Raw genomic sequence first — 14,216 nt, forward strand, 5'->3', positions numbered from 1 at the left:
GTCGTGGTGGCGCGACAGGAGCGGGCGCTGCGGACGCGGCGGCTGATTCTGGAGGCCGCGGCCTCGGTTTTCGACGAGTTCGGCTACGAGCGGGCGACCATCGGCGAGGTCGTCGCCCGGGCCGGTGTGACCCGCGGCGCCGTCTACTTCCACTTCGCGTCCAAGGCCGATCTGGCGCTGGGCGTCATCGAGGGGCAGTTCGAGGCCGAGGCCGTGCCCGAGCGCCCGTGCAAGCTCCAGGAGTTCGTGGACACCGGGATGGTGGTCACCCATCTGGTGCCGATCGACCCGCTGGTCAGCGCCGGCGTGCGGCTCTCGGTGGACCACGCCGCGGACCGCCGGCTGGGCGTCGACGCCGCGCCGGGCTGGATCGCGAGGCTGGAGCGGCTGCTGATCACCGCGGGCGAGCGGGGCGAGTTGCTGCCGCACGTGGTGCCGGCCCACACGGCCGGGCTGATGACCGCGTCCTGGGTGGGCGTGCAACTCCAGTCGCAGCGGTTCACCAACCGGGCCGACCTCGCGGAGCGGGTCTCGATCCTCTACCGGCACCTGATGCCGAGCATCGCCGTCGCCGGGGTGCTCGCCTGCCTCGACCTGGCGCCGGACCGGGGCGCGCGGGTCTACGCGGAGATGGTGGCCGCGCGCGGCCGGGCCGAGCGCCCGGCCGGTGACGATTTCGACGGCGGCTCCGACGGCGGCTCCGACCGGGGCGCCGACGACCACTCCGACAGCGGCGCCGACGAATCCGGTGGGACCGGCGCGGAAGCCGAATGATACGGCGCGTCCGGTTTCCCCGGCAGGATCGCCCGCCGCGCCACGGCTGCGGAGCGTAGTCGGCACCGCCGGGTGCGGCGGGGTGGACGGCCGACGGGCCGTCAGCGGATGACCGGCAGAACGGCGTTGCCGCTCCGCCCGGTGGCCGCCTCGATGAACTCCACCGGGTCGGCCACCTCCGCGAGCAGGGCGCGGGTGGCCTCCAGCGCCGCCGCCGGGGGCGGCGGACCGCCGACCGCCGCCGTCAGGTCGAGCAGGTGGACGGTCGCCTCCACCACCGCCACCTCGATGAGCGCGCCGAGCGTCACGGTGTCCAGGAGCGGATGGCCGACCACGGTGTCCGGCGGGAACTCCGCGAGCCGGGCCAGCACTCGCGTCCCGTCCTCGGCGAACCGGGCCACCAGGGCCTGCGGGCCGAGCGCCGCCGCCGTCTCCCGGGCACCGTCGGCGACCGCCCCGGCCGCGGTGTGCGCCAGGCCACCGGGCCGGTTGTACGTGCGCAGCACGGCGGACCCCCGGTCCACCGCCGCCGGGCGGTCCACCACCGCCCCGGGCACCTGGGCGAACAGCTCCGGTGCGGCCGCCACGTGCGCGTACAGGTCGCGCACCGTCCAGCCGGGCAGCCGGGTGGCCCGGCCCCACTGCCCGGCGTCGAAGGCCGCGCCGCGCTCCGCCCACCCCGCCCACAGCTCCGCCAACAACCGCTGCGCGCCGTCCCGCTGCTGTCCCATCACCCGGCTCCTCCCTCGACGGTGTACGGATCACCGTCCACCGTAGGGCACGGCCCGCCGGGCGGGGTGCTCAGCGAGGCCCGGGCCGGTCCAGCGCCCGCAGGGCGTCCAGCACGTCCAGGCCGAGGTCCGGCGCGGCGTCCTCCGGCAGGCTGACCGAGACCCGGGTGGCCAGTCCCGAGTACCGGCGGTGGATCTCCCGGGCGGCCTCCTCGACCGTGCCCGTGACGGCGAAGGTGTCGAGGACCCGGTCGTCGATCAGGGCGGCCATCTCGGGCCAGCGGCCGCGCAGTGACAGCCGGTGCAGCTCCTCGTGCAGTTCCTCCCAGCCGTGCAGGGCCAGCACCGGGCGGTAGGCGGGAGTGGAGGCGTAGAAGGCGAGCCGCTCACGGACGGCCGCCAGGTTGGCGCGCAGTTCCTCCTCGGTGCGCCCGGTCGCGGTGAGCACGCTGCCGACCACCTCGAAGGGCCGTCCGGTCCAGGCCGCGCCCTCGGCCTCGGCCCGCCCGCGCTCCTCGGCGAGCGCCGGCAGCACCTGCCGGGTGAGGTAGTCGACCGAGGTGAAGGGGTGGCTGAGGAAGCCGTCCGCCACCGCGCCGGCGGTGCGCACCATCAGCGGTCCGACGCCCGCCAGCAGGATCCGCGGCACCCCGGCCGGGACCGGGTCGGGGGAGAAGACCGGCGTCATCACCGTGTGGGTGTAGAAGTCGCCGCGGAAGCGCAGCCGCTCGCCGGTCTGCCAGCTGTGCCAGATCGCCCGCACGGCGTGCACGTACTCGCGCATCCGCGCGGCGGGCCGGTCCCAGGGCATCCCGAAGCGCTTCTCGATGTGCGGCTTGACCTGGGAGCCGAGCCCGATGACGGCCCGTCCGCCGGAGGCCGCGTGCAGGCCCCAGGCCTGGTAGGCGAGGGTCATCGGGGTCCGGGCCAGGGCCACCGCGACCCCGGTGGCCAGCTCGATGGAGCTGGTGCGGTCGGCGGCCCGGGCCAGCTGGAGGAAGGGGTCGTAGGCGGTCTCGGAAACCACCAGCCGGTCCGCGCCCCGCCGCTCGGCCCGCTCGGCGGCGTCCAGGACGGCGGCGGGGTGCGCGGGGGCGAGCGCGTCGAGGAGGAGGGCGGGGGCCTGCGGGCGGTCCATCGGTCGGGCTCCTGGTGGGCGGTCGGGTCCGGCGGGGGCGACGGCGCTGGACGGTGCCAGGCGGGTCGACGCGAGGTCGACGTCGAGGTCGAGGGCGGGGGGCGGGGTCAGGGGCGGGGCCAGGGCCGTCCGTCGAGCCGCTCGATGCCGGTGTTGAAGCGCCGCAGGAACGCGGCGAAGGCCTCGATGTCCTCGGTGGGCCAGTCCTCCATCACCAGGCCGAGGGCGTGGGTGCGCGCCGCCCGGTCCTCGTCGAGCCGCCGGTCGCCCTCCTCGGTGATGCGGAACTTGCGGGCCAGCCCGCCCTCGGGGTCGGGGATCCGCTCGACCAGCCCGGCCCGGCTCATCGCGGCGGTCTGCCGGTTGAGGGTGGAGGCGTCGAGCCCGAAGGCGTCGCTGAGCTCGCCGATCGACATCGGGCCCTCCACCCGGATCCGGCTGAGCAGGATGTACGCGCTGCGTTCGAGCGCGTTCTCGTGCGGCCGGGCGCCGTGCGGGCTCAGGTAGTGGTGCCGGCTGAGCACCATGTACTCGAACGCCACGTCCTCCGTGGGCTCGCTGGGTCCGCTCATGACGTCGCCCTTCCCGTCCCTGGCTCCGGCGCCCTGACCTGCGGTGTTCGCGCACAGTATGGCAGGCGTGCGCCCATCGGAGTCGATATGCATCATGCATATCATGTGTAGGATGCATATCTGTTGACCGCCGCACGGACCCGAGGAGCCCCCGCTGATGGCCGCCCCACATACCGCCGCCCCCGACCGGACCAGGGGCATCGTCGCCACGCTCGCCCTCACCGGCACGCTGGCGGCGATCATGCAGACCCTGGTCACCCCGCTGATCGGTGAGCTGCCGAAGATCCTGGACACCTCCGCGTCCAACGCCTCCTGGGTGATCACCGCGACCCTGCTGTCGGGCGCGGTGTTCGTGCCGATCAGCGGCCGGCTCGGCGACCTGCTCGGCAAGCGGCGGATGCTGCTGGCCTGCTGCGTCCCGCTCCTGGTCGGCTCGGTGATCTGCGCGCTGACCTCCTCCGTCCTGCCGATGATCGTCGGACGCGGACTGCAGGGCATGGGCATGGGCGTCGTCCCGCTCGGCATCAGCCTGCTGCGCGAGGTGCTGCCGCCCGAGCGGCTCGGCTCCGCGATCGCCCTGGTCAGTGCCTCGATGGGAATCGGCGGCGGCCTCGGCCTGCCCATCTCGGCGGCGGTCGCCCAGTACGCCAGCTGGCGCGTGCTGTTCTGGGGCGCGGCCGTCCTCACCGTGGTGATCGCCGTGATGATCCGCTCCCTGGTGCCCGCCCCCGCCGCCCGGCCGGCCGGCGGCCGCTTCGACGCCGTCGGCGCGGTCGGCCTGGGCGCCGGACTGGTCTGCCTGATGCTGCCGGTCTCCAAGGGCGGCGACTGGGGCTGGACGGACGGGACCACCCTCGGACTGTTCGCCGCCGCCGTGGTCCTGCTGCTGGCCTGGGGCGCCTGGGAGCTGCGGAGCGCCGAGCCGCTGGTCGACCTGCGGGTGACCGCCCGTCCGCGGGTGCTGCTGACCAACCTGGCGTCCGTGCTGGTCGGCTTCGGGATGTACGCGCAGGCGCTGATCATCCCGCAGCTGCTCCAGCTGCCGGAGGCCACCGGCTACGGACTGGGCCAGTCGATGCTGGCCATGGGCCTGTGGATGGCGCCCTCCGGTCTGATGATGATGGTCGTCTCGCCCTTCGGTGCCCGGCTCTCGGCGGCGCGCGGCCCGAAGTTCACCCTGGTCGTCGGCTCCCTGGCGATCGCCGCCGGGTACGGGCTGTCGATGGTGCTGATCGGCTCCACCTGGGGCGTGCTGGTCGTCACCCTGGTCTGCAACGCGGGCGTCGGCCTGGCGTACGGCGCGATGCCGGCGCTGATCATGAGCGCCGTGCCGCTGTCCGAGACGGCCTCGGCGAACAGCTTCAACACCCTGATGCGCTCGCTGGGCACCACGGTGTCGGCGGCCGTGGTCGGCGTGGTGCTCGCCCAGCTGACCACCTCCGTGGGCGGCCACGTACTGCCCTCGGAGACCGGCTTCCGGGTCGGCCTGCTGATCGGCTGCGGGGTGGCTCTGGTCGCCGCGGCGGTGGCCGCCACCATCCCGGTGCCGCCCGCGCCGGGCAGCCCGAAGGCTGCCGCCGGGGAGCCGGAGCGCGCCGTCGTGGGTGACGCCGCCTCCGCCTGACGGCGCGCGTACCGGCGGGCGCGGGTGCGGCGGACAGGCTCCGCCGCGTCCGCGTCCCGCCACCCGATCGGGTGAGCACCCGGCGCGTGCGCAGCGCGCCCGCACCCGGGGCCGCGACCATACGGGGACCAACCGCCTCCCAGGGAAGGGAAGTCGCCATGGGCCGTGCCCTGATCGTCGTCGACGTGCAGAAGGACTTCTGCGAGGGCGGCAGCGTCCCGGTCAAGGGCGGCGCCGGGCGGGCCGCCGCCATCGCCGGCCTGCTGCGCGAGACCGACGGCGAGTACGACTACGTCATCGCCACCCGGGACCACCACATCGACCCGGGCCCGCACTTCTCCGACCACCCGGACTACCGGGACTCCTTCCCGGTGCACTGCGTGGCCGGCACCGAGGGCGGGGAGTTCCACCCGGACTTCGCCCCCGCCGTGGCCGCCGGAGCGGTCGACGAGGTCTTCTTCAAGGGCGCCCGCTCCGCCTCCAAGAGCGGCTTCGAGGGCTTCACCGCGGACGGCACCCCGCTGGCCGACTGGCTGCGCGCCCGCGACGTCGAGGGCGTCGACGTCGTCGGCATCGCGACCGACCACTGCGTCAGGGCCACCGCGCTCGACGGCGCGAAGGAGGGCTTCGCCGTGCGCGTCCTGCTCGACTACACCGCCGGGGTCGCCGCCGACACCACCGCCACGGCGCTGGACGACCTGCGCGGCGCCGGGGTCGGCCTCACCGGAACGCCCGTCGTCCTGGCCTGACCTGGGACGTCTCCCCGAGCGCGGTCCGGGAACGGCGGTGCGCGAGTGGGTGACGGGGCGGGACCCGCTGCGTAGACTCGGGCGACCTGCGCCGGACGAGTCCAGGAGCCCTCACCATGACCTCGCCCTTCCCGTCTCCCAGCATCAGCGCCGGCAGCACCTCCGTGCCGTTGCTGGACCACACCATCGGTGTCGCGCTCGACCGCGCCGTCGCCGCCTTCCCGGACCGGGAGGCGCTGGTGGACGTGCCGAGCGGGCGGCGGTGGACGTACCGGGAACTGGCCGCGGAGGTGGACCGGGTCGCGCTCGGACTGCTCGGCCTCGGGGTCGGCGCCGGCGACCGGGTCGGCATCTGGGCGCCGAACTGCCCGGAGTGGGTCTTCACCCAGTACGCCACCGCGCGGATCGGCGCGATCCTGGTGACCGTCAACCCCGGCTACCGCACCCACGAGGTCGAGTACGTGCTGCGGCAGTCGGGGATCCGCACGGTGGTGGCGGTCCCGGCCTTCAAGACCTCGGACTACGCGGCCATGCTCGCCGAGGCCGGGCCGCGCTGTCCCGGGCTGCGGGACGTGCTGCTGATCGGCTCGCCCGGCTGGGACGGGCTGTTGGCGGCGGGGGAGCGCGGCGACCGGGAGCGGCTGGCCGCCATCGGCGCGGGACTGAACTTCTACGATCCGATCAACATCCAGTACACCTCGGGCACCACCGGCTTCCCCAAGGGGGCCACGCTCTCGCACCACAACATCCTCAACAACGGCTACTTCGTCGGAGAGTTGTGCGGCTACACGGAGGCGGACCGGATCTGTGTGCCCGTCCCGTTCTACCACTGCTTCGGGATGGTCATGGGGTGCTTGGCGGCGCTCTCGCACGGCGCCTGCGTGGTGATCCCGGCCCCGGCCTTCGAGCCGGCCGCCACCCTGCGCGCGGTGTCCGCCGAGCGCTGCACCTCGCTCTACGGCGTGCCGACCATGTTCATCGCCGAACTCAACGACCCGGGCTTCGCCGAGTACGACCTGTCCGGCCTGCGCACCGGGATCATGGCCGGCTCGCCGTGCCCGATCGAGGTGATGAAGCAGGTCGTCGACCGGATGGGCATGCGCGACGTCTCCATCTGCTACGGCATGACCGAGACCTCCCCGGTCTCCACCCAGACCCGCGCCGAGGACCCGCTGGAGCGGCGGGTGTCCACCGTCGGCCGGGTCGGCCCGCACCTGGAGGTCAAGGTGGCCGACCCGGAGACCGGCGAGACCGTCCCGCGCGGCACGCCCGGCGAACTCCGCACCCGGGGCTACTCGGTGATGCTCGGCTACTGGGACCAGCCCGACCGCACCGCCGAGGCGGTCGACGCCGACGGCTGGATGCACACCGGCGACCTCGCGGTGATGGACGAGGAGGGCTACCTCAACATCACCGGCCGGCTGAAGGACATGGTGATCCGGGGCGGCGAGAACATCTACCCGCGCGAGATCGAGGAGTTCCTGTTCACCCACCCCGACGTCCTGGACGTCCAGGTCATCGGCGTGCCCGACGCCAAGTACGGCGAGGAGCTGATGGCCTGGGTCCGCCTGCGGCCCGGCGCGCCCGAGCTGACCGCCGAGGCGCTGCGCGAGTACTGCGCGGGCCGGATCGCGCACTACAAGGTGCCGCGCTACGTGCACCGGGTGGACGAGTTCCCGATGACCGTCACCGGGAAGATCCGCAAGGTGGAGATGCGGGAGCGGGCCGTCGAACTGCTGGGCCTGGACGGGGCGGCGGGCGTCGACCACGCCTGACCGGGGCCGGGGCTCACGCCCCGGCGTGCTGCCGGCGGACCATCTCGGTGATCCAGACGGGCGCGTACGGCGAGGTGCAGCCCGGGGAGGTCGGGTAGTCCTTGAGGACCTCCAGGCGCTCGCCGATGTCCAGGGCACGCGCCCGGTACTCGGCGTGGTCGATGCCGATCCGGGCCAGGCAGGTGTTCATCGCCCACTGCAGCCGGTCCGGGGCGTCGCGCATCCGTGCCTCGATGACGTCCAGCAGCGCGGCCAGGTCGAGGCCCTCGGGCTTCGCCGCCACCCGGTCGGCGGTCAGCGCCCAGCCGGCGCTCGCGACCAGCGGGTCCGGATCGGCCGACCAGGCCCGGCGCAGCTCCTCGGCGTGCGGGCTCTTCCGCACCACGTAGCCGATCAGCCAGTCCTGCACCTTGGGGGTGCGGGCCGCGCGCAGCATGGCGTCCAGTTCCTCGCGCCCGAAGTCCTTGGGCCGGCACACCAGCAGCGCCAGCAGGCGCGCCGCGCCGTCGCCGGTCGCCCAGAGCCCCCGGGCCAGCTCCTGGCGCGTGCCCAGGCGCTTGGCCACGGCGCGCAGCCTGGTCAGGTTCACGCCGTGGTCGTCGCCGTGCCGCTCGTTCACCCGGCGGATCTTCGGGTCCTCAAGCGTGGCCAGCTCGGCCATCACCTCGGCCACCTGCTCGGTCACCGTCACCTCGGGCACCTCGGCCTCCTGTCCGTCGCCTCTCCGGTTCACCCTACGGCGCAGCCGTGACAGTCACTCATGGTGACTGTACGGGGGCATCGGGTGAGACTAGGATCGAAGGCGAACCAGTGGGTCGGTGGACGGCCCGGTGCGCGGCCCCCGGATCGCCGGCGGGCATCCGGTGGTCGGCACTCGCCACACCGGAAAGGGGAATCCCATGGCTACGGCAGTGGGAACCGCGTTCAGTACCGCGCTCTCCTGGGTCGGCCGGAACTCGGACGGCCGGCTGGAGGTCTTCGCCCGGGGCGGGAACGGCGCCGTGTACCACATTTGGCAGGAGAGCCCCGACGGTGACGAGGACTGGTCGCCCTGGAAGCCGCTCGGCGGCACCGTCACCGGCAGCCCGGTGGCCGGCACGGACTCCGACGGCCGCCTGTGGGCCTTCGTCCACAGCGGGGAGAACGCCACGCTCCGTCACATCCGGCAGGACCCCAGGCTCCCCGGCGGCTGGGGCGGCTGGGGATCACTGGAGGGCTCCCTGGTGGGCGACCCGATGCTCGCCCAGAACAGCGACGGCCACCTGGAGGTCTTCGTCCACAGCACCGGCAACGTCGTCCAGCACATCTGGCAGACGGACTCCGACAACCGCTGGTCGTCGTGGGGGACCATCCAGATCGCCTCGGCGGGCGACCCGACGCCGGCCCCGAACGCCAACGGCCACCTGGAGGTCTTCACCCACGACGGCTACGGCAACGTCCAGCACGCCTACCAGCGCCCGCTGATCAACGGCTGGAAGATCGCGTCCCCGCTCGGCGGCAACAGCGTCGCGAGCGACCTTTCGGTGGTCCAGAACGGTGACGGGCGGCTGGAGCTCTTCGCCCGGTACACCGACAACACGCTCTGGCACCGGTGGCAGACCGCCGCCAACAACGGCTGGACCGGCAGCTGGGAGTCGCTCGGCGGCAGCCTGGCCGGTGACCCGGCCGCGGCCCGGAACTCCGGCGGCCGGCTGGAGGTCTTCTGCCGCGGCACCGACAACACGGTGCAGCGGGCCGTGCAGCGGCCGGTCGGGCAGGGCTGGGAGAAGTGGGCGCCGCTCGGCGGCCCGATCGGCGCCACCCCGGCCGGTGACCCGGCCGTCTCCCAGGACGCGGACAACCGGCTGCACGTCTTCGTCCCCTGCACGGACGCGACCGTCCGGCACATCTGGCAGACCGGTGACGGGTGGTCCGACTGGGCCTCGCTCGGGGCGCCCTGAACGGTCCGGTCCCGGGCGCCGAGCGCCCGGGACCGGCCATCGGACCGTCCGACGGCGGGCCGTCAGAGCGCGGCGACCTCGGCGCGCAGGGCCGGCAGCGTGGCGTACATCGTGCCGCCGGGGCAGTCGGTGGCCAGCCAGTCGCGGTGGCCGCTGATCAGGTCGACCGGCTTGGTGACGCCGTTGACCGGGTTGACGAAGGTGACGTGCGCCTGCGGGTCGAGCCCGTGGGTGCGGGTCAGCAGGGCGAGCAGCAGGGTCAGCGAGCGGCGGGCCTTGGCCGTCGCGTCCTGGCCGGTCAGGGTGCCCAGCAGGGCGATGCCGAGGTTGCCGGAGTTGAAGCCGGCGGTGTGGAAGGCGGTCACCGCGTTGCCGTTGGCGTCGTGCGCCGGCAGGCCGTCGTCGCCGGACCAGCGGCCCTCGTAGATCCGGCCGGCCTCGTCGATGAGGAAGTGGTAGCCGATGTCGCCCCAGTCCTGGGTGACGGCGTGGTACTCGTAGATCGCCCGCACGGTCGCGGCCGGGTCGGCGTCCGCGTTCGGGGTGTCGGTGTGGTGCACCGTCAGGGTCTGCAGCGGGTAGTACTTGGCGGGGGAGTTCTCCACGCCGTTCTTGAAGCGCTTGGACTCGTCGGCGCCCCACGCGGCGCGGCTGAGGTACTCGACGCCGCAGAAGGTGACCGGCGCGGTCGGGGAGAGCGTGGCCGTGCGGGCCGGGCCCCGGGTGGTGTCCAGTGCGGTGGAGCGCGGGTTGGCGGCGCCGTCGGGCAGCCGCAGGTCGTAGCCGACGGCGCCGCCGGCCGGCACCAGCACCGCCGCGCCCGCGGCGGCGTCGCTGCCCGAGCGGCCCGGCAGATCGGGGCCGCCCGCGCAGCCCGGCGTGAGCGGCTGCCAGGCGCCGGGGCCGGTGCCCTCGTGGTGCAGCCGGATCGCGCCGCCGCGCAGCGGGCCGTCCCAGCTGACGCCGACGTAGTGGATCGGGAAGTCGGTGCGCGCCCCGGTGGCCGCGCGCCCGGCCGCGGAGCGGGCCCGGGTGGCCGGCACGGTGACCGTGCGGGAACCCTGACCGGCCGGCGGGGTGGCGCCCGGAGCGGCGGGGGCGGCGGGCGTGGTCGGGGCCGCGGCGTGCGCGGCCGGCGCGGTGGCGAGCACGGCGGCCGTGGCGCCGAGGGCGGTCACCAGGGTGCGACGGCTGACGGCGGAGCTGGGTTCGGTCATCGGGATCCTGCTCTCGGTGCGTGCGAGGGAACGCGTTCTGACTGCTCGGAAGTCGATCATGAATCTACCGAAGCGGCCGTTCCGGCCCGCAAGTTCGCACGACTCCTCTGCCCGAACGGGCACCCGCCGCCCGTCACCCCAGGAACCGCAGCGCGACCGCGGCCCGCCCGCCCACCGGCGCCCCGGCCCGCGCCAGCTCGGCGAGGTACAGGCAGACGTCCGCCCGCGCCGCCCGCGCCCCCGGCACCGCCAGGAAGGCCCGCGCCAGCTCCTCCGGGTCGCCCTCCCCGGCCGCCAGGCCGTACAGCAGCTTGCGCACCCCGGGCTCGAACGGGTCGTCCGGATCCTCGTACGGACACTCCACGAAGGCCTCCCACACCGGCGCCGCGGCCTGCGGACCCTCCGTCAGCAACCGCAGCACCGCCACCTCCACCAGCACCGTCGAGGACGCCGCCACCTCCGGCGCCAGCCCCTCCAGCACCTCCCGGGCGTCCTCCAACCGCCCGTCGTGCCGGTACGCCGCCGCGAGGGCGCAGCGCACCGCGACGTCCGCCGGATCCCGGGCCAGCACCGCGGACAGGTCCGCCACCGCCTGCGCCGGACGCCCGGCCTGGCGGTGCGCCTGACCGCGCTCGGCGAGCGCCCAGGTGTAGTCCGGATTGTGCGCGAGCGCGGCGGACAGGTCCTCGATCGCCTCCTCCACCTCGCCCGCCTGCCGGCGCGCCTGCCCCCGGGAGCCCAGCGCCCAGGCGTCGTCCGGTTCGAGCGCCAGCGCGGCCGTCAGGTCGGCGACCGCCTCCTCCAGGTCCCCCGCCAGCCGGTGCGCCTCGCCCCGCAGCGCCAGCGCCCAGGCGTACTCCGGGTCGACGGCCAGCACGGCGCTCAGGTCCGCGATCGCGGCGTCCAGCCGGCCCGCCTGCCGGTGCGCCTGGCCGCGCGCCCGCAGCGCCCACACGTCCGACGGGTCCAGCTCCAGCGCCGCCGTCAGATCGGCGACCGCCTCCTCCAGCCGCCCGGCCTGGCGGTGCGCCTCACCGCGCTCGGCGAGCGCCCAGGCGTACTCCGGGTCCAGCGCGAGCGCCGCCGTGAAGTCCGCGACCGCCTCCTCCAGCTGCCCGGCCTGCCGGTGCGACTCGCCGCGCTCGCCGACGGCCCACGCGTAGTCGGGGTTGAGCGCCAGCGCGGCGGTGAAGTCCGCGACGGCCTCGTCCAGCCGGCCGGCCTGCCGGTGGGCCTGGGCGCGCGAGCCGAGCGCCCACGCGTTCTCCGGGTTGAGCGCCACCGCGGCCGTGAAGTCGGCCACGGCGTCCTCCGGGCGGCCCGCCTGGCGGTGCGCCTCGCCCCGCTCGGCGAGCGCCCAGGCGTTGTCCGGGCCGAGCGCCAGCGCCGCGCTCAGATCGGCGATCGCCTCGTCCAGCCGGCCCGTCTGCCGGAACGCCTGGCCCCGGGAGCTCAGCGTCCAGGCGTCGTCGGGGTCCAGTGCGAGCGCCGCCGTGAAGTCGGCGATCGCCTCGGCCGGGCGGCCCGCCATCCGGAGCGCCTCGCCGCGCTGGGTGAGCGCCCAGGCGTACTGCGGGTCGAGCAGGATGGCCGCGGTGAGGTCGGCGACCGCCTCCTCCAGCCGCCCGGCCAGCCGGTGCGCCTGGCCGCGCGAGCCCAGCGCCCAGGCGTCGTCCGGGTCCAGCGCGAGCGCCGCCGTGAAGTCGGCCATCGCCTCCTCGACCAGCCCCGCCAGTTGCCGGGCCTCACCGCGCCGCGACAGCGCCCAGGCGTACTCCGGGTCGAGGGCCAGCGCGGCGGTGAAGTCGGCCAGCGCGCGCTCGTGGTGGCCGTGCCAGTTGAGCACGCGCCCCCGGTAGGCGAGGGCCTGGGGCAGATCGGGGGCGATCGCGACCGCCTGGTCGAGATCGGCGAGCGCGTCGTCGTCGCGGTCCTCGACGAAGAACTGGTAGCCGCGGTGGGTGAGCGCCCAGGCCCGCACCCGGGCGGGCAGCCCGGGGCCGGTCAGCGCGCCGAGCGTCTCCAGGACGGGCTGCTCGCCGCCCGCCGCCGCATGGATCCGGCGGGCCCAGCGGACCAGTTCGGCGTCGTCGCTGTCCTGCGCGGCCTGGTTGAGCATCTCCGTCCACGGCGCCAACGCGTCCGGCGCGTCCCCGGCGGTGCGCGCGGTGTGCTCCAGCGCCAGCGCCAGATGGGCCAGCGGGTCCGCGCAGAGCAGGTGGTAGAGCTCGTTCAGCAGCGGCCGGCGCCAGCGCGGATCGCCGCCGTGCCGGGCCGCCGGCAGGTACTGCTCGACCGCCGTGCGCGCGGCGGCGTGGTGCTCGGCGAGCCGGGTGTGCGCGGCCGTCCACTCCCGGGGCGTGTGGATCCGGCGCCGGCGCACCATGCTGGTGCGGACCACGGCGTGGTACTGCAGGAAGTCACCGCGCCCGGTTACGAAGGGCTGCGCCGACAGCCAGGCCCAGGCGGCCGGCTCGGCGGCCGGCACGGCGCAGGCGAACAGGTCCTGGTTGAGCTGCAACGGCAGCGCCGCCGCCAGAACGGTCTCCCGGCGCTCCTGCTCGGGAATCCACTGCAGGAAGCGCACCACCGCCTGGTCGACCATGTCCGCGCCGACGTCGGCGACCTCCTCGACCGCGCCCGGGTCGGCGGCCGCCAGCAGCGCCACCAGCAGCGGCAGCCGCATCGACATCCGCAGCACCGCGTCGACCACCAGCGGGTCGGTCACCCCGCGGGCCGCCAGCAGGTCGCGGGCCTCCTGCTCGGTGAACACCTCCAGCGGCACGTCCACCAGGACCGGCCGCCACGGCGCCCACTCGCGCTCGGCCAGCTCGTCCCGGCCGGCCAGCACGAAGAGCACCTCCAGCGGCAGCGGGCCGAACGCGTCGTCGAGGATCTCCCGCAGCCAGCCGTCGAGGTAACGGCCGGTCAGCTCCCAGGTGTCGAGGAACAGCACGATCCACGGCCGCCGCCCCCGGTCCCGCTCGCGCTCGCAGAGCCGGGTGAGCTCGGCGACGAAGGCGCGGCTGAGCGCCGACTCCTCGACGTCGCCGCCGCGCCGGCGCTGGCGCACCCCGGCGATCAGCCGCTCGGCGCCCTGCGCCACGGCGTCCGGGTTGGCCATCGCCGCGACCATGCCCGCGCCCGGCAGCACCGAGGCCGCCCCGAACGCCGCCTGGGTCACCATCCGGGTCGGCAGCGAGGCGCCCTCCCCGCCGGGCGGCTGCTCCGGCTCGCGGTCCGCCGCGGCCTGCAGCGAGCGCCGGTACTGTTCCACCGCCTTGTCGAACTCCCGCAGCGGACCGGCCTGTTCGGCGAGCTGGCGGGCGAGCGCGGTGAGCGCCGTCTCGACGCCCTGCACATCGGTCTCGTCGACCACCGCAGTGAGCGCCCCGGCCCGCCGGGCCGCCTCGCGCCACTGGGCGAGCAGCGTGGACTTGCCGACCCCGCCGACCCCGCGCACATGGAACAGGAAGTCCGCCGGATCCGGCCCGGAGTCCGGGTCGGGGTCCCGGGCCAGGTTGTCGACGAACAGCGCCAACTGGGTTCTGCGGCCGATGAACTGCGCTCCGGTGCGCCGGCGCACCGCCTCCGCACGCGACAGCCGCCTCCGTGCCTGTGCCATGCCACCCCCCTGCCGCCCACCCGGCGGGCCGCACCGACCACGAGTCCGGTGCCGCCGGTGCCGCTGTCGTG

Annotated in this window: 11 protein-coding genes; 5 read left to right on the forward strand and 6 right to left on the reverse strand. The window is 75.1% G+C overall.

Going from position 1 to position 14,216, the window contains the following annotated elements; genetic code table 11:
• Positions 1-6: 6 nt before the first annotated feature.
• Positions 7-774 (forward strand): ScbR family autoregulator-binding transcription factor, encoded by a 768-nt coding sequence (locus ACFZBX_RS03865; RefSeq protein WP_391531346.1) that lies wholly within the window; start codon positions 7-9, stop codon positions 772-774.
• A gap of 101 nt (positions 775-875) precedes the next feature.
• On the opposite strand, the gene ACFZBX_RS03870 is transcribed toward ACFZBX_RS03865, so the two are convergent.
• From ACFZBX_RS03870 to ACFZBX_RS03880, 3 genes are all read right to left on the reverse strand, one after another.
• A complete protein-coding gene (locus ACFZBX_RS03870; protein WP_391531347.1) occupies positions 876-1,505 on the reverse strand; it encodes a maleylpyruvate isomerase N-terminal domain-containing protein in 630 nt (209 codons plus the stop codon).
• A 70-nt stretch (positions 1,506-1,575) separates the two neighbouring features.
• Positions 1,576-2,643, reverse strand: a complete 1,068-nt coding sequence (locus ACFZBX_RS03875; RefSeq protein WP_391531348.1) for a TIGR03617 family F420-dependent LLM class oxidoreductase — start codon at positions 2,641-2,643, stop codon at positions 1,576-1,578.
• Between the two features lie 107 nt (positions 2,644-2,750).
• The gene (locus ACFZBX_RS03880; RefSeq protein ID WP_391531349.1) at positions 2,751-3,215 is read right to left on the reverse strand and encodes a MarR family winged helix-turn-helix transcriptional regulator; all 465 of its coding nucleotides are present in this window, start codon (positions 3,213-3,215) and stop codon (positions 2,751-2,753) included.
• 157 nt (positions 3,216-3,372) lie between these two features.
• Here ACFZBX_RS03880 and ACFZBX_RS03885 point away from each other — a divergent pair, with 157 nt between their 5' ends.
• From ACFZBX_RS03885 to ACFZBX_RS03895, 3 genes are all read left to right on the forward strand, one after another.
• Positions 3,373-4,839 carry an MFS transporter gene (locus ACFZBX_RS03885; RefSeq protein WP_391531350.1) on the forward strand — a complete coding sequence of 489 codons (1,467 nt, stop codon included), beginning with the start codon at positions 3,373-3,375 and terminating at the stop codon, positions 4,837-4,839.
• 158 nt (positions 4,840-4,997) lie between these two features.
• Positions 4,998-5,588, forward strand: coding sequence for an isochorismatase family protein (locus ACFZBX_RS03890; protein ID WP_391531351.1), 591 nt, complete (start codon positions 4,998-5,000; stop codon positions 5,586-5,588).
• Between the two features lie 116 nt (positions 5,589-5,704).
• A complete protein-coding gene (locus ACFZBX_RS03895; protein WP_391531352.1) occupies positions 5,705-7,363 on the forward strand; it encodes an AMP-binding protein in 1,659 nt (552 codons plus the stop codon).
• Between the two features lie 13 nt (positions 7,364-7,376).
• Here the strand turns inward: ACFZBX_RS03895 and ACFZBX_RS03900 are convergent, their stop codons facing one another.
• A complete protein-coding gene (locus ACFZBX_RS03900; RefSeq protein WP_391531453.1) occupies positions 7,377-8,024 on the reverse strand; it encodes a DNA alkylation repair protein in 648 nt (215 codons plus the stop codon).
• Positions 8,025-8,262: 238 nt separating this feature from the next.
• Between ACFZBX_RS03900 and ACFZBX_RS03905 the strand changes: the two genes are divergently transcribed.
• Positions 8,263-9,303 carry a hypothetical protein gene (locus ACFZBX_RS03905; RefSeq protein ID WP_391531353.1) on the forward strand — a complete coding sequence of 347 codons (1,041 nt, stop codon included), beginning with the start codon at positions 8,263-8,265 and terminating at the stop codon, positions 9,301-9,303.
• A 62-nt stretch (positions 9,304-9,365) separates the two neighbouring features.
• Here ACFZBX_RS03905 and ACFZBX_RS03910 read toward each other — a convergent pair whose 3' ends face one another.
• Both ACFZBX_RS03910 and ACFZBX_RS03915 read right to left on the reverse strand, forming a co-directional pair.
• The gene (locus ACFZBX_RS03910) at positions 9,366-10,520 is read right to left on the reverse strand and encodes an N-acetylmuramoyl-L-alanine amidase (protein WP_391531354.1); all 1,155 of its coding nucleotides are present in this window, start codon (positions 10,518-10,520) and stop codon (positions 9,366-9,368) included.
• Between the two features lie 133 nt (positions 10,521-10,653).
• Complete coding sequence (locus ACFZBX_RS03915; RefSeq protein ID WP_391531355.1) at positions 10,654-14,145, reverse strand: tetratricopeptide repeat protein; 3,492 nt, start codon at positions 14,143-14,145, stop codon at positions 10,654-10,656.
• Positions 14,146-14,216 lie beyond the last annotated feature (71 nt).

This window comes from Kitasatospora sp. NPDC008115, assembly GCF_042957205.1.
In the GTDB taxonomy this organism is placed as follows: domain Bacteria; phylum Actinomycetota; class Actinomycetes; order Streptomycetales; family Streptomycetaceae; genus Kitasatospora.

Excerpts from the sequence above, each read along its gene's own strand:
- ACFZBX_RS03870 (WP_391531347.1), bottom strand. The coding sequence starts at position 1,505 with ATGGGACAGCAGCGGGACGGCGCGCAGCGGTTGTTGGCGGAGCTGTGG.
- ACFZBX_RS03875 (WP_391531348.1), bottom strand. The coding sequence starts at position 2,643 with ATGGACCGCCCGCAGGCCCCCGCCCTCCTCCTCGACGCGCTCGCCCCC.
- ACFZBX_RS03880 (WP_391531349.1), bottom strand. The coding sequence starts at position 3,215 with ATGAGCGGACCCAGCGAGCCCACGGAGGACGTGGCGTTCGAGTACATG.
- ACFZBX_RS03885 (WP_391531350.1), top strand. The coding sequence starts at position 3,373 with ATGGCCGCCCCACATACCGCCGCCCCCGACCGGACCAGGGGCATCGTC.
- ACFZBX_RS03890 (WP_391531351.1), top strand. The coding sequence starts at position 4,998 with ATGGGCCGTGCCCTGATCGTCGTCGACGTGCAGAAGGACTTCTGCGAG.
- ACFZBX_RS03895 (WP_391531352.1), top strand. The coding sequence starts at position 5,705 with ATGACCTCGCCCTTCCCGTCTCCCAGCATCAGCGCCGGCAGCACCTCC.
- ACFZBX_RS03900 (WP_391531453.1), bottom strand. The coding sequence starts at position 8,024 with ATGGCCGAGCTGGCCACGCTTGAGGACCCGAAGATCCGCCGGGTGAAC.
- ACFZBX_RS03905 (WP_391531353.1), top strand. The coding sequence starts at position 8,263 with ATGGCTACGGCAGTGGGAACCGCGTTCAGTACCGCGCTCTCCTGGGTC.
- ACFZBX_RS03910 (WP_391531354.1), bottom strand. The coding sequence starts at position 10,520 with ATGACCGAACCCAGCTCCGCCGTCAGCCGTCGCACCCTGGTGACCGCC.
- ACFZBX_RS03915 (WP_391531355.1), bottom strand. The coding sequence starts at position 14,145 with ATGGCACAGGCACGGAGGCGGCTGTCGCGTGCGGAGGCGGTGCGCCGG.